The 12,259-nt window shown below is 42.2% G+C and carries 14 protein-coding genes; 8 read left to right on the forward strand and 6 right to left on the reverse strand.

All coding sequences use genetic code 11. From position 1 onward, the window contains the following. Positions 1-75: 75 nt before the first annotated feature. The gene (locus tag A587_RS0106435) at positions 76-1,908 is read right to left on the reverse strand and encodes a S41 family peptidase (RefSeq protein ID WP_017216905.1); all 1,833 of its coding nucleotides are present in this window, start codon (positions 1,906-1,908) and stop codon (positions 76-78) included. 294 nt (positions 1,909-2,202) lie between these two features. On the opposite strand from A587_RS0106435, the gene A587_RS0106440 reads away from it, so the two are divergent. The 3 genes from A587_RS0106440 to A587_RS0106450 are packed head-to-tail and all read left to right on the forward strand — an operon-like array spanning position 2,203 to position 3,303. Next, positions 2,203-2,763, forward strand: coding sequence for a hypothetical protein (locus A587_RS0106440; RefSeq protein ID WP_017216906.1), 561 nt, complete (start codon positions 2,203-2,205; stop codon positions 2,761-2,763). Positions 2,764-2,774: 11 nt separating this feature from the next. Beyond that, on the forward strand, positions 2,775-2,897 hold the full coding sequence (locus tag A587_RS25345; protein WP_017216907.1) for a hypothetical protein: 123 nt from the start codon (positions 2,775-2,777) through the stop codon (positions 2,895-2,897). Between the two features lie 46 nt (positions 2,898-2,943). Then, positions 2,944-3,303, forward strand: a complete 360-nt coding sequence (locus A587_RS0106450) for a nuclear transport factor 2 family protein (protein WP_017216908.1) — start codon at positions 2,944-2,946, stop codon at positions 3,301-3,303. A 93-nt stretch (positions 3,304-3,396) separates the two neighbouring features. Here the strand turns inward: A587_RS0106450 and A587_RS0106455 are convergent, their stop codons facing one another. The 3 genes from A587_RS0106455 to A587_RS0106465 form a co-directional block, all read right to left on the reverse strand. Next, positions 3,397-3,771 (reverse strand): PH domain-containing protein, encoded by a 375-nt coding sequence (locus A587_RS0106455; RefSeq protein WP_017216909.1) that lies wholly within the window; start codon positions 3,769-3,771, stop codon positions 3,397-3,399. A gap of 146 nt (positions 3,772-3,917) precedes the next feature. Next, positions 3,918-4,286, reverse strand: a complete 369-nt coding sequence (locus A587_RS0106460) for a nuclear transport factor 2 family protein (RefSeq protein WP_010376139.1) — start codon at positions 4,284-4,286, stop codon at positions 3,918-3,920. A 24-nt stretch (positions 4,287-4,310) separates the two neighbouring features. Then, complete coding sequence (locus tag A587_RS0106465; RefSeq protein WP_017216910.1) at positions 4,311-4,946, reverse strand: glutathione S-transferase family protein; 636 nt, start codon at positions 4,944-4,946, stop codon at positions 4,311-4,313. Between the two features lie 116 nt (positions 4,947-5,062). On the opposite strand from A587_RS0106465, the gene A587_RS0106470 reads away from it, so the two are divergent. From A587_RS0106470 to A587_RS0106485, 4 genes are all read left to right on the forward strand, one after another. Then, complete coding sequence (locus tag A587_RS0106470) at positions 5,063-5,422, forward strand: MerR family transcriptional regulator (protein ID WP_017216911.1); 360 nt, start codon at positions 5,063-5,065, stop codon at positions 5,420-5,422. Between the two features lie 79 nt (positions 5,423-5,501). Next, positions 5,502-6,074 carry an NAD(P)H-dependent oxidoreductase gene (locus A587_RS0106475; RefSeq protein ID WP_017216912.1) on the forward strand — a complete coding sequence of 191 codons (573 nt, stop codon included), beginning with the start codon at positions 5,502-5,504 and terminating at the stop codon, positions 6,072-6,074. 102 nt (positions 6,075-6,176) lie between these two features. After that, a complete protein-coding gene (locus tag A587_RS0106480) occupies positions 6,177-7,127 on the forward strand; it encodes a cytochrome-c peroxidase (protein ID WP_017216913.1) in 951 nt (316 codons plus the stop codon). After that, positions 7,124-10,285: an EAL domain-containing protein gene (locus A587_RS0106485; protein ID WP_017216914.1), complete on the forward strand. Its 3,162-nt coding sequence runs from the start codon at positions 7,124-7,126 to the stop codon at positions 10,283-10,285. Before A587_RS0106480 ends, A587_RS0106485 begins: the two co-directional genes overlap by 4 nt. A 136-nt stretch (positions 10,286-10,421) precedes the next feature. Here A587_RS0106485 and A587_RS0106490 read toward each other — a convergent pair whose 3' ends face one another. Next, positions 10,422-10,709, reverse strand: coding sequence for a hypothetical protein (locus A587_RS0106490; protein ID WP_017216915.1), 288 nt, complete (start codon positions 10,707-10,709; stop codon positions 10,422-10,424). After that, positions 10,706-11,353 (reverse strand): HAD-IA family hydrolase, encoded by a 648-nt coding sequence (locus A587_RS0106495; protein ID WP_017216916.1) that lies wholly within the window; start codon positions 11,351-11,353, stop codon positions 10,706-10,708. The genes A587_RS0106490 and A587_RS0106495 overlap by 4 nt, the downstream gene beginning before the upstream one ends. Before the next feature lie 144 nt (positions 11,354-11,497). Between A587_RS0106495 and A587_RS0106500 the strand changes: the two genes are divergently transcribed. Continuing rightward, the gene (locus tag A587_RS0106500) at positions 11,498-12,253 is read left to right on the forward strand and encodes a DeoR/GlpR family DNA-binding transcription regulator (protein WP_017216917.1); all 756 of its coding nucleotides are present in this window, start codon (positions 11,498-11,500) and stop codon (positions 12,251-12,253) included. The last annotated feature ends 6 nt before the right edge of the window (positions 12,254-12,259 follow it).

Raw genomic sequence — 12,259 nt, forward strand, 5'->3', positions numbered from 1 at the left:
GGGTCCACTTAAAAGCTAATTACCTGTTGTCATAGCTTTTAAGCGGATCATTCAATTAAGTGAGCTGTTATAAGACTAAAGCTCTGATTTTAGAATATCAATGGCACGTTCTACTTGATTATCAGTGCCATTGATAATGCTCTCTCTAGTTCTCGGCACTAAATAATCTGGCGCAATACCTGCGTTGATCAGAGGGTCACCATTATAGCGGCTTGATAGAGTATTGGTGTAATAAAGTTCAACACCTAAATTCCCCTCTCCTACTCCCCCGAAAAAAGAGATCCCAAATACTGTTCCGTTAATTCCTGATGTGTGTTCTCCTAATATGGGCAAGCCGCCACTGCGTGCAAATATTAACGCATGTTCCCCTTGGCTTTGGCTTCTCCTAGAGGAAAGTACAATGGCGGGTATCGAGAGTGGGTTGGCATCTCTATGAATTATTTGCAGAAATGACTGAACCTTTTTATCTGCTTGATTTGGTGCTCCTTGCCATAGCACAGACAAAGTATCATTAATCGCATCTTGTTTGATAAACCAACTTAATACGCTTCGCCATCCGTCCCAGCTTTGTGGGTAATGGCGAAAGTCGATCACGACGGCTTGTGCATTTTTTAACGTTTCTTTTATCGCGTTCAGGTCATCTGGTGTAACGTTATAGATATTGAGTTTATATATATTGTCACCCAGATATTCAATGTTTGATGGTGAGTGAGGCACGTAGGGTGAGCTAACAAGAGGTTTTATTTCACCGGGTTCTATTGGCGTTATAGTTGCTTGATAAGTAGTGCCCGTTGACTTTTTAAGGGTAAAACTAAGCGGGATCTTTTCTGTAAAAAAGAACTGCTGTCTCGCAGTATGACTCAATCTTTGTAATTCACTTTTCAAAGAGTAAAGCGCTTTCCTTGAAAGGTACTCAATAATATCTTCACCATTGACGGTAAGTAGCTCATCTCCAACCTCAACGCCATTTGGATCATCTTGTTGAGCGCTTGTAACAATCGCTTTGCCTTCTACTATCTCGTAATAAAAAGTACCATAATATGTATTGTTATTCGTAAGCATATTAGTCGTTTTGATTATGATGTGGTTGTCATTCAATTTTGTGAACTCGGTATTAATTAGTTGCAGCCTTTTATTTGGCTCTTCAATTAAGCATGCGGCTAGTAGTGGATTCAAACTTGCTGGCCAGTCGACATCAATCTGTTCAAAGTAAGGCCAGAAATGTTGAATGTTGGCCCACATTCCTGACACAGTAGCCATACATGTTTCAATATGCGCGAAGTTAGGTTCAACTTGCCATCGTCCTAACTCTGTATATGTGCCACCTGTGAGTTCTGTTTTAAGTGGTAGGTAGAGTGGTAAGTAGAGGGAACTCTGATAAAAGTTGAGGGTTATAAACAGTTCGTTGGGCGCGAATTCTCTCTCTTGAAGCTCGTTAAACGTGCCTGCGGTAAGCAAACTCGTATAAGCACTTACGTTTGCCGGCGCATTTTGTATCCAAGTATATGTTTGCGCATTGGGTAACAATTTTGGAATGTGATTTTGTTGTGTAACCAAGTAAGGCGCAATTTGTCTTAAGAGTTCAATCCCTTTTTCTCTGCGATTTGTACTCGATGTTTGGTTTAATTCGACAATGCTTTCTGCGATGAAAAGTGACCAATCTGAGCCTCTCACCTCGGCAGAAGGATAAAAATACTGAACAGCATGCGCTAATTTAACAAACTCAGAAACATCATCAATAAAGCTTTGGTCAAAGCTCATATTAGGAAGAGGTGTGGGTGATGATGGTAAAGGCGTATTTGTTGGAGGCTTGTTAGAGGTTATATCTGTTGGAGTTGTATCACTTGTGTCACTGCCACATGCCGTCAGTACAAAACATAAAATTATGCTAGTAAGTTGCTTTATCATTTTTATATCCTTACGCAATGTTTTAGGTACAAGTTAGCTGTTATTTGAACAGCTGTAAACTTTAAGGAGTAAGTGGGCAAGTTTGAATTGGCAAACGTGTAGCTAGATTGCCTAATTTTACTGTTATTAATTCAATTCATTTGCTGTGTTTAAATTCATTAAAGCCAGTTGAAATTCGGTAGCAGGAGCATGTTTATTGTTTCATGTGAGTAATCAATTAGGGGCAGAATCACTTTGACTAATTAAAGTGAGACGTATACCTTAAGGCTGTTGCTGAGATGGAGACGGGATTTAATGAAAGCAATTGAGGGTAAGGAAAACGCGGTCGATTTCATTGAAAACTATAAGTTTGACGAAGCTGTACTGGAGTGGTTTGACTGGTATATAGAAACGCACTTTGAATATAAATTATCTGATGATGAGATCCAGGTGGTCGTTGAGGGTCTAAAAGATTATCTAATATTTGTGGTTATTTCACCAAAAGCAGTTGCTGCAGCAAGCAAATTAGTTGATGAGTTATTCCATGCATTTATTTTGCATACAGAACTATACCAAGTATTTTGCAAAGGTGTTGGGCAGTTTATACATCATTATCCAATTAGAAAAAAAGTGGTTCTTGGGAATGAAACTCCACTAGAAAAGATTGAATATAATGATCATTACCAATCCATAATAAGAACATACTGTCTAGCTTGTCAGTCATCAGATCTCGATCCGCTAACCACTAATCAAGTTCCCTACCTATTTAAAGTCGATTCAATATTGCCTGAAAAACACGCCGTCTTATTCGACATCAAGTTTTTTCAATCTGTATTACCTAAGTTAGGTGTACATAACTTTATAATTCAAGAGTAAAGGAGATAGTCATGTCATATTTAAAAAATCGTGCTAAGCGTAATGAAGCTGCCCATTCACAAGTTGAGATTGAGCTGACGAAACCTAAAAAGTTTGTAGATGTATGCCTAGCAGGTGTTTGGCCTCGAAAATAAGTAGCCCAGAAGCAAAGCCGGTTTATGCTGGCTTTTTGGAAAGAGTATGCTGGATAAAATTGAAGCTTTAGAGCGAGCGTTACATTCGCCAGAGCTACGAAAAAATATTAATCTGATCTCGGACTACATCCATGATGAGTTTTCAGAAAGTGGACTATTTTGTGATGGTATGACAAAGGATGACATTATTGAAGGCTTGAAGAGTGAAGATCTCAGTGAGCATAAAATAATTAGCGAGGATTATAAGTTAGTTGAGCAGTGTCCCAATAAGGTTGTGATTGAGTACGTCTCCGCACTGGAGAATACCTTGGGTGAGAGGTCATATGACGCACTAAGGCAGTCTATTTGGTATTTATGTAGCGATGAAAAATGGCGCTTGATAGGTCACTCTGCAAATTTGTTATAATGCCAAGTCTGCACTCTATTGATAAAAGAGTGGACGAATATGTGTGGAAGAAGCACGCATCCTGCGTGCCTATTCATAGTTAACTGCATGTGGCTATAAACAATATTGTGAAATGATCTTATATACTTGGTTGATATTGTCGCCCGCTTTAAATTCTTTACTAATTGGTGTCGGATCTGAGCCAATCCATATTTTTAGTTCCGCATCGAGGTCGAAGTGACCCGCAGATTCTTTGCTGTATTTTGTGATTTTGCTATACGGAATGCTGAGCATTTCTACTTTGCTGCCCGTCATGCCTTGCTTGTCGATTAAAATTAGGCGTTTATTGGTAAAAATAAACAAGTCGCGGATCACCTTGTAAGCTTGTGCAACTTCTTCCCCTGGAATTAGCGTATCTGCTAATAACTTATCTACTTCGCTACTGTCTACTTCACTTGCATTACCGAGTAAACCACTTAATAGTCCCATTGTTGTTCTCCGTTTTATTTCATTCGTCTTAGGCTGATCGCAAGATAGTGCTTAGGTCGAAATGAATTAATGATGAAAGTGACAAAACTAGCATAGAAAAGCACGCTGATTTTGCCAAATTAATAACCCGAGGTTGGAGTAAGGAGTTAGCTTATATCTCTTATCAAACAAATTTTACCATCGCGAAATGCAAACTCTGAGCGGCCTTGCAAGGAGATGCTTTGCCCAGCTTTCATGCCATTGGCCAAGTCTTGGGCTAATTTCGCTTTGTAGGTCACATGAACAATAAACAGATCATTGTCTTGCGTGGTGGCGGTTAAAGATTGATTACGTTCGGAAAATAACTTAGCAGACTGATTTGCTAATTCTGCAAATTCCATTTTACTGGTTGTACGCGTTGTAATTTCACCATTGGCGAGATTTTCAAACACGACATCATCAGTAAGCTGAGCTAGCATACCCGGAATATCAAAGTGATTGTAGGCAGAGATATAGTTTTTCACTAAGGTTTCCATTTTTCCTCCTTGGTGTAATGGATGCTAATAAAAACTTAGATCGGTTTGTTCAATTTCACACACTCTTTTTACCACTTTTTGCTGTGCCATCATTCGCATAAATCGGCCCAAATGCGTATAGTCTTTTGGCGCAGTATTAAACCCACTTGCCCAATGAGCCAGCATAAATAAATAATAATCACAAAGCGTGAGCTGTTCATCAACTAAGTAGGTGTGTGTTGCCAACTGCTTGTCGATGAGTGCAAACATGTCGCCGACTCGTTGCTCCGCGGCTTGAGACATGGTCTTGCTGTTCACTAGTGACAGCTGATATTTTTCAGGATAGAAATACAGCATGAGTTCTGGCTGAACCGTCGTGGTTAAATAAAAAAGCCACTGATAAAACGTGGCTCTCTGTGGGGTTGCTGGCGCTGGGATAAGCTGTCCTTCAGGGTGCTTTTCGCATAAATGCAAACAAATTGCTGCACTCTCGAAGATGATTTGGTCACCGTCGACCAATGTCGGGATCCTTCCTGTTGGATTGAGTTCTAAATAGGTCGCAGACTTTTGTTGTTGTGTTTTTCTATCGACCAAGAGCAGTTCTTTTTCTAGTTGTAGGTGCTCGAGTACGAGATGCGGTGCCCAACTGGCATTTCGGGGGTAGTAAAATAACTGATACATCTTTTGCTATTCCTTGACGATACTTTTTGTTAGCGTGTGGCTGGTTTACTGTTGATAGTTACAACTTTTTCGGAGGCTGTAAACCGCTATTTTGCTTTTAGTAGGGAGAATCAAAAATGTATATTGGCAAGCTGTCAAAGCAAACTGGGCTGTCAGTCAAGACTATTCGCTTTTATGAAGAGAAAGGGCTTATTCCTACCCCGGAGCGTGTTGGTAAGTATCGCGTCTATTCTCAAGTAGATGTCGATCTGCTGTTATTAATAAAAGAAGCAAAATCGCTCGGCGTGTCGATTAAGCAATTACAGCAGGTGATTGAGATTAAAGGGCGGCAAGTCAACTGGGTCGAAATCAACATATTTTTAGTTGAACTCAAAGTATTTTTCATAGAGCAAGTTGCGCAGCTTCAGCAAAAAATACAGCGTATTGAACATTGCATCGCATCGCTTGATGAATGTCCACAGATAAAACTATCCTAGTCTCAGGTAGAGTAACTTGACTCTCCCGTTAAGGGGAGACAGTACACTCGTTTCTCAGTCATGTGATAAGGAAACGACGATGAAAAAAATACTGCTACTCAACGGTAATCCCAAAACCAAAAGCTTGTGCCATGCTATTACCACAAGTTATGAGCAAGCTGCAAGCATCCAACATCAAGTACGCAGAATGGATCTTAGTGAGATGCACTTTGAAATCAATTTGATGTATGGCTATGAAGCGAGCCAAACATTAGAGCCATGCCTCAAGCAATTCCAAGAGAACTTACTGTGGGCACAGCACATTGTGATAGTAAGCCCAATTTGGTGGTTGGCGTTACCAGCCAAGCTCAAAGGGCTAATAGATAGAACATTACTTCCAGGCTTTGCTTTTAAATACAGTGAGGCCGGCACTGAAATTGAAAAGCTTCTACCGCATAAAACCGCAAGAGTCATTCTCACCTCAGACACGCCGCAAACTTATTTGGAAGAAGTTGCTGCTGGGCTTATGGCGCAGCTAGAACATGGGACATTGGGATTTTGTGGTATAGAGCCAACTCAACATACGTTATTTGGCCCTGCGCACTTAGCAACTCCTGAGGTAATTGATAACTGGCTGAGTGAAGTGACAAGTTTAGCCGTGCGGGGCGAGTGAATAGAAACACACAACTTCCATTGCTAAGCTTATTTTAAATCAAAATTTGCAATGCCGAATGTTGCTATCTTTTACACCAAGATGGCAACTTGGGCGGAGTGTATGCGAATTTGGAGTTTATTACTTTTTGCGTTTCCATTATTGGGAGCTGCAAATGAGCCAATTCTGCCTCTTGAGCCTGCAATAGGGCTTGATACCGATAAAGTCACCTTAGGCAGATCACTTTTTTTTGATAAGCGGCTTTCCCGAGGAAGCCAAGTTAGCTGTGCGTCATGCCATCAATTACGCAGCCATGGCGCGGATGTAAAGCCCCTTTCCAGTGGGATTAATGGTGCACTCGGTGAGCTAAAAACTCCAACTGTTTACAACGCGGCTTTAAATATTCGTCAAGCTTGGGATGGCCGGGCGCAATCGCTGTATGATCAAATCGACTCACCCATCTTAAACCCAAAAGAGCATGATATGACTTGGCCAGAGGTCGTTGCTAAGTTAAATCAAGATAAAACGCTGGTCGCGCAATTTACTAAAGTGTACTCGCAGGGAGTAACGAAACACACGGTAAAAGACGCAATAGCGACTTTTGAAGGGTCGTTAATCACGCTTAATGCGCCGTTTGATTTATGGCTTAAAGATAAAAGCATAGGTTTACCTAAGTCGGCTATTGCCGGTTATGAGTTATTTAAACGGTATGGTTGCATTAGTTGCCATCAAGGACGCAATGTTGGTGGCAATATGTTTGCCAAAATGGGCACCTTTGGTGATTATTTTGGCGATAGAAATACACCAATTCAAAAAGCGGATTATGGTCGTTTTAACGTCACTGGCAATGAGCAAGATCGTTTTGTGTTCAAAGTACCGAGCTTGCGACTTGCTAGCAAACAAGCATACTTTTTTCACGATGCTAGTCATAGCAGCCTAGAAGCCGCCGTTGCGACCATGGCCAAATACCAACTTGGCCGCAATATCTCAGACTCCGATATTAACAAGCTAGTTGCCTTTATTGACAGCCTAGCAGGACATCACCACGAAATGGATTTGGAAAACCACGAATGAAGAATAAGGCCTTCATTGGTGTGCAAGCGTTACTGCTGTGCGCGCCAATTGCGCTTTTTGCGTATTTTTACTCGCAGCAAGAGCTCAGCAGTCAAACACACCAAGCACGAGTTACCCTGCTCTTTGAAGCCAAAAGTATTGATGCCAAACTGGATGCCGCTGTGTTACAAATGCTTAGTGCACAGCTCAATCAATATGATGAGTTAGCGCAATTAGCGCATGCAATTGACGCTTTGAATACACCAGAGCAGGATGCATTATTTGCAGAAGCCACGCCTGACATTCGACAGCAATTTGATGCTTATCGTCGGTTACTCAGTAATAAAGTATTGCAAGTCGAGTCCATTAAAACTGCGGCGGCAAATATTAAAAATAGCCTGCTTTATCTCCCCGAGTTGCTAATCGAGCTGGAGCAGAGTGAGCCCGAACTGGCGACCCACGCTAATAGAATGCTTGCTAATTTAATGTTGGGTCAGCTCTATGAATTTGTCGCAGAGCCTTTACTGACCATCAGCTCAGAAAGTAGCTTAGAGCAGCTTATCTATCAGCATTTTAAAGTTGCTCTTGCTAACAGTGCAGAATTAAAAAAAGCAAAACAACGCTTTTTGTCTTTGCCGAGTGACCAAGCTTTTTCAGCCCTTTACGCGGCATATAGTCAGCACCACAGTGAAACCATAGAAAAAACCAAGCATCAAAGTGAATTGCTCTTACTGCTGACCATTGTGCTATTTTTGCTCTTGATTGTGTTTGCAAACCGACTTTATGTGGCCAAAAATAAAATTCTGAGCACCAGCCAAACTTTGTCCGATGCCGTAGCGCGCTTAACCGAAGGCTTTGCTCTTTTTAGTCGCAGCGGCAATTTGCTGCTCTGTAACAGTGCTTGGCGTAATCATTTCGCAATTGCCGATAGTGAAAAAATGCCACGCAAACTAGAAGAGTGGCAGCAGCAGTTTGGAGAAATTTTTAACTCCGACGCCAATTTGCATCAAACCGAATCTGGCGCTTGGTTACAGGTAAAACAAACGAACACACACAATAATGGCCAAGTGTTTGTGAGTGTTAATGTCTCCCTTTTTAAACAAGCGGAAGAAGAGCTTCGCAAGTGGGGCCATGCCATTGAGCAAAGCCCCTCCTCCATTGTGATCACCGACCCTCGTGCGCGCATTGAATACGTTAACCCTAAGTTTGAACAAGTTACTGGGTATTCACTTGAGGATGTGAAAGGACAAACACCCAAAGTACTCGGTTCCAAACAAGGGTTTACCGACTACAAAGCGCTGTGGCAAACCATTAAACAAGGCAAAGTCTGGCGTGGTGAGTTTTACAACCGTCGTAAGTCTGGAGATTACTATTGGGAGTATGCATCTATTTCCCCGATTAAAAACCAGCAAGGGGAAATCATTAACTTTATTGCGATCAAAGAAGATATCACTGCACAAAAAAGCGCAAGTGCACAGCTTAAGACCGCAGCGGCGGTATTTAATGCAACCCAAGAAGGGATCATGACCACCAACGCAAAACTTGAGATCACTGCGGTCAATCCTGCTTTCACCAAAATTACTGGATATGAAGAACATGAAGTGCTCGGCCAACGACCTAATATTTTAAGTTCAGGTAAGCATGACAAACATTTTTATGAGCAGATGTGGAGCACCCTCAACTCGCACGGACAGTGGGCAAGTGAGATCTGGAACAAGCGTAAAGACGGTACGTTATATCCAGAGTGGCTAGCAATCAGTGTCGTGCATGATGACAAAGGGCTAGTGCAGCAATATGTTGCCATTTTGTCCGATATGACCGAGCGCAAAGCGCAAGAGGAGCAGATTGAATATCAAGCCTATTACGATGTGTTGACTGGACTGCCGAATAGAACGTTATTACTTGAGCGCATTGAGCAAGATATTAAACGCATGAGCCGTACTCATCATCAAAGTGCTGTGTTATTTATCGATTTAGATAGGTTTAAGCGTGTCAACGACACCATGGGTCACGAGGCCGGAGACGCTTTACTTATCTCCGTAGCTAAGCGCTTAAACGGCCTGCTGCGTAAAAGCGATACCTTGAGTCGCTTTGGTGGAGATGAGTTTGTATTATTATTGAGCCAAATTGCTCACCCGGATCATGCTGCCCAAGTAGCTGATAAAATTGTCAAAGCACTGAACGAACCATTTGTGATCAACGGCTTTGAGGTGTTTACCGGGGCAAGCATCGGGATCGCGATTTTACCAAGTGATGCAAAAGATCAAAAAGAGTTATTACGACTTGCCGATTTAGCCATGTATAAAGCAAAAGAGGCGGGGCGCAATCAATATCATTTCTTTGCGCAAGAAATGCAGCAACAGGTGAATCGTCGAGTTGAGCTGGAGCAGCTGCTCCGAGCTGCTCTTGAACATCGGCGCTTAACTGTACATTACCAACCTATTGTCGATACGGTGTCGGGTAAATTATATGGTGTCGAGGCGCTCATGCGCTGGCCAACTGATTTCGGCCAGTATATCTCACCTGCTGAATTTATTCCGGTCGCTGAAGAAAGCGGCCTTATTGCTCCTCTTGGTGAGTGGTTACTTGCCAAGGCATGTAATGATATTCGCAGGTTAAATAGAGCGCTTGGTATGAACTGTTATTTGACGGTAAATGTCTCGAGTCAGCAGTATCGACTTGGCTTTAACGCCACTACCATTAAGCAAATCATGCAGCAATCAGGCTTTCTTCCAGAGAACCTAACGCTTGAAATCACAGAAAGCATCTTACTTGAAGATGATAAAGCCGTAACCGCTTGGTTGCAAAGCCTGCGGGCAACGGGAGTCAACTTAGCAATCGATGATTTTGGCACTGGCTACTCTTCTCTTAGCTACCTTAAACGCTTCCCCATCAATATATTAAAGATCGACCGAGGTTTTATTCAAGATATAGATCAAAACCAAGATGCGGCCGTTTTGGTCAACGCGATTTTGTCGATGGCAGAGAGTTTATCACTCAAAGTGATAGCTGAGGGCGTAGAACAACAAGGACAACTAGATTGCTTAAAAAGCTTGGGCTGTCAGTATGTGCAAGGATACTTTTATGCCAAACCAATGGCGATTGAGGGATTAATCGATTGGGTTGAGCAATTTGCCATTGCATCGGAGCGAGCATCTCCTAAGTTATGGTTGGATTGAGGTGTGTGGTTGTTAAATTGCAGTATGGAGTGATGTGATCCAATTAGAGCTGATATCTGGGCTCGTAAATGGGTTCCCAATCAAATGACAATCCATTCTAAATAGGTTGGCAAAGCTGTTGAGCTTTGCCAACGACTCAATGCAAAATGGCAGTTAGTAAAATTAAGATCTGTAAAAGTAGGCAAAGTACATTAGTAACAATGATTGCTATTCGCTGAAATCTCAGCCCATACATCAACCAAAAACTAAATACCAACACATACCCGATTAAAAACGTAAAAGACAAGTTGGTTGGGCCTTGGCGCTCAAGTTCGCTGAGTAGCTGGCCGAATAATGCGATAAAGCCGATACCGCCGAAGAATACACCAGCGAAATCCCAGTAGGTATCTTTCGTTTGATAAAAGCCTGTCAGCCATGTTTTCATTCGCTTACTTCCTCTGATAAGTAGATATCCTGATAGTGATTGATACGGGCAACAATATGGTCATGTTGAATGGTGCAAAAACGGTTAACTACGACTACGTCACAGCCAGCGCTAAGTGCAGATCTTACCCCTTGATCTGAGTCTTCAAATGCAAGACATTTAGAGGTTGCCACTCCTAGCCGTTTGGCCGCCAATAAAAATGGCTCAGGGTGAGGCTTACCTTGCCCAACATCATCTGCGGTAATTAATATTTCAGGAATAGGTAAACCTGCTGTGGTGAGTCGTGCAACTGCATTGTGACGATTTGCAGAAGTTGCAACGGCCCACTTGCGTTGCTGTGCTTTTATTTCGCTTAAAAACGATTTAGCGCCAGGAATGGCTGTGACGGTATGGGCAAGGTCGGCTTCTGCTTGTTCCAACAGCTCAACTTCATGCAGGCTATCTAAATGCGGAGTAAATTGTTCTATAAAGTCTTTGAAACGTGCACCTCTGCCCGTAGTTAATACCATTTCCAAATCGACATGATGTTTCTCACACCAAGGCGCGACGGCCTGTCGTACTGCAATTTCAGAATCAACAAGTGTGCCATCCATATCGAATATCAATCCCTGATAACGGTTCAGGTTGAGTGAATTAAGTGCCATTTTTACTCCTTATGATAATATTTCACGCATAAACAGGCGTTTATTGATATTAAATCGGCTTTATCATGCATGTATATGCAAATAATACGCTTGTATCTCGATCTTTTTCAAGTAAAATTACGCAAAAACATGCAGGAACATGCAATGCTATTGGCAGAACGTCATCAATTCATTCTCGATCAGCTTAATTTACAAGGGCGGATCACCTCAGTGTCCTTGGCGCAAACGATTGATGTAAGCGAAGACACAATCCGTCGGGATTTAAACAAACTGGCTGAGCTTAAGCTCCTGCGGCGTGTTCATGGTGGCGCTTTAGCGCTGCAGGATAATACCCCTGACTATATCGAGCGTTTAGATAAACCCGATACCAGTAAAATTCGTTATATTGAACCTGCCTTAGCGATGCTCGTGCCTGGACAAACGATAGTGATTGATTCTGGCGAGACGTGCCGTTATTTGGCACAACACTTACCTAAAAATATGCCGTTGACTGTGGTTACGGGTTGTCCACTGATCGCCAAAGAGTTGGCTTATCATTCGCTGGTGGATGTGATTTTATTGGGCGGCCCTATGTTTAAACCAGCAATGCGGGTGGTAGGCATGACGGCGATCGAAATGGTGAAACGGATCCGTTTTGATATTGTTTTTATGGGGATTTGCTCGTTCCATATTCACCACGGTTTTAGTGCAAGCTATATCGAAGAAGCGGAGATCCTCTCTGCGACTATTCGTCAAAGCGATCACACTGTGATTATGGGACCGAGTAATAAACTAGATAAAGTCGCTACTTATCAGATTGTGACAGCTAACGAAATTGACACAATTATTACCGATGAAGAAATTAATCCAAGCTTAAAAAAGCAGATTGAGTCGCTAGAGATAGCGCTGACTTTGGTCTAGGTTAAT

Source organism: Pseudoalteromonas sp. NJ631 (assembly GCF_000276645.1).
In the GTDB taxonomy this organism is placed as follows: Bacteria; Pseudomonadota; Gammaproteobacteria; order Enterobacterales; family Alteromonadaceae; genus Pseudoalteromonas; species Pseudoalteromonas piscicida.

What these genes read in the sequence shown, in the direction of transcription:
- A587_RS0106490 (WP_017216915.1), bottom strand. Translation starts at nt 10,709, where the DNA reads ATGAAAACATGGCTGACAGGCTTTTATCAAACGAAAGATACCTACTGG.
- A587_RS25345 (WP_017216907.1), top strand. Translation starts at nt 2,775, where the DNA reads ATGTCATATTTAAAAAATCGTGCTAAGCGTAATGAAGCTGCCCATTCA.
- A587_RS0106470 (WP_017216911.1), top strand. Translation starts at nt 5,063, where the DNA reads ATGTATATTGGCAAGCTGTCAAAGCAAACTGGGCTGTCAGTCAAGACT.
- A587_RS0106460 (WP_010376139.1), bottom strand. Translation starts at nt 4,286, where the DNA reads ATGGAAACCTTAGTGAAAAACTATATCTCTGCCTACAATCACTTTGAT.
- A587_RS0106465 (WP_017216910.1), bottom strand. Translation starts at nt 4,946, where the DNA reads ATGTATCAGTTATTTTACTACCCCCGAAATGCCAGTTGGGCACCGCAT.
- A587_RS0106450 (WP_017216908.1), top strand. Translation starts at nt 2,944, where the DNA reads ATGCTGGATAAAATTGAAGCTTTAGAGCGAGCGTTACATTCGCCAGAG.
- A587_RS0106495 (WP_017216916.1), bottom strand. Translation starts at nt 11,353, where the DNA reads ATGGCACTTAATTCACTCAACCTGAACCGTTATCAGGGATTGATATTC.
- A587_RS0106475 (WP_017216912.1), top strand. Translation starts at nt 5,502, where the DNA reads ATGAAAAAAATACTGCTACTCAACGGTAATCCCAAAACCAAAAGCTTG.
- A587_RS0106455 (WP_017216909.1), bottom strand. Translation starts at nt 3,771, where the DNA reads ATGGGACTATTAAGTGGTTTACTCGGTAATGCAAGTGAAGTAGACAGT.
- A587_RS0106440 (WP_017216906.1), top strand. Translation starts at nt 2,203, where the DNA reads ATGAAAGCAATTGAGGGTAAGGAAAACGCGGTCGATTTCATTGAAAAC.
- A587_RS0106435 (WP_017216905.1), bottom strand. Translation starts at nt 1,908, where the DNA reads ATGATAAAGCAACTTACTAGCATAATTTTATGTTTTGTACTGACGGCA.
- A587_RS0106485 (WP_017216914.1), top strand. Translation starts at nt 7,124, where the DNA reads ATGAAGAATAAGGCCTTCATTGGTGTGCAAGCGTTACTGCTGTGCGCG.
- A587_RS0106500 (WP_017216917.1), top strand. Translation starts at nt 11,498, where the DNA reads ATGCTATTGGCAGAACGTCATCAATTCATTCTCGATCAGCTTAATTTA.
- A587_RS0106480 (WP_017216913.1), top strand. Translation starts at nt 6,177, where the DNA reads ATGCGAATTTGGAGTTTATTACTTTTTGCGTTTCCATTATTGGGAGCT.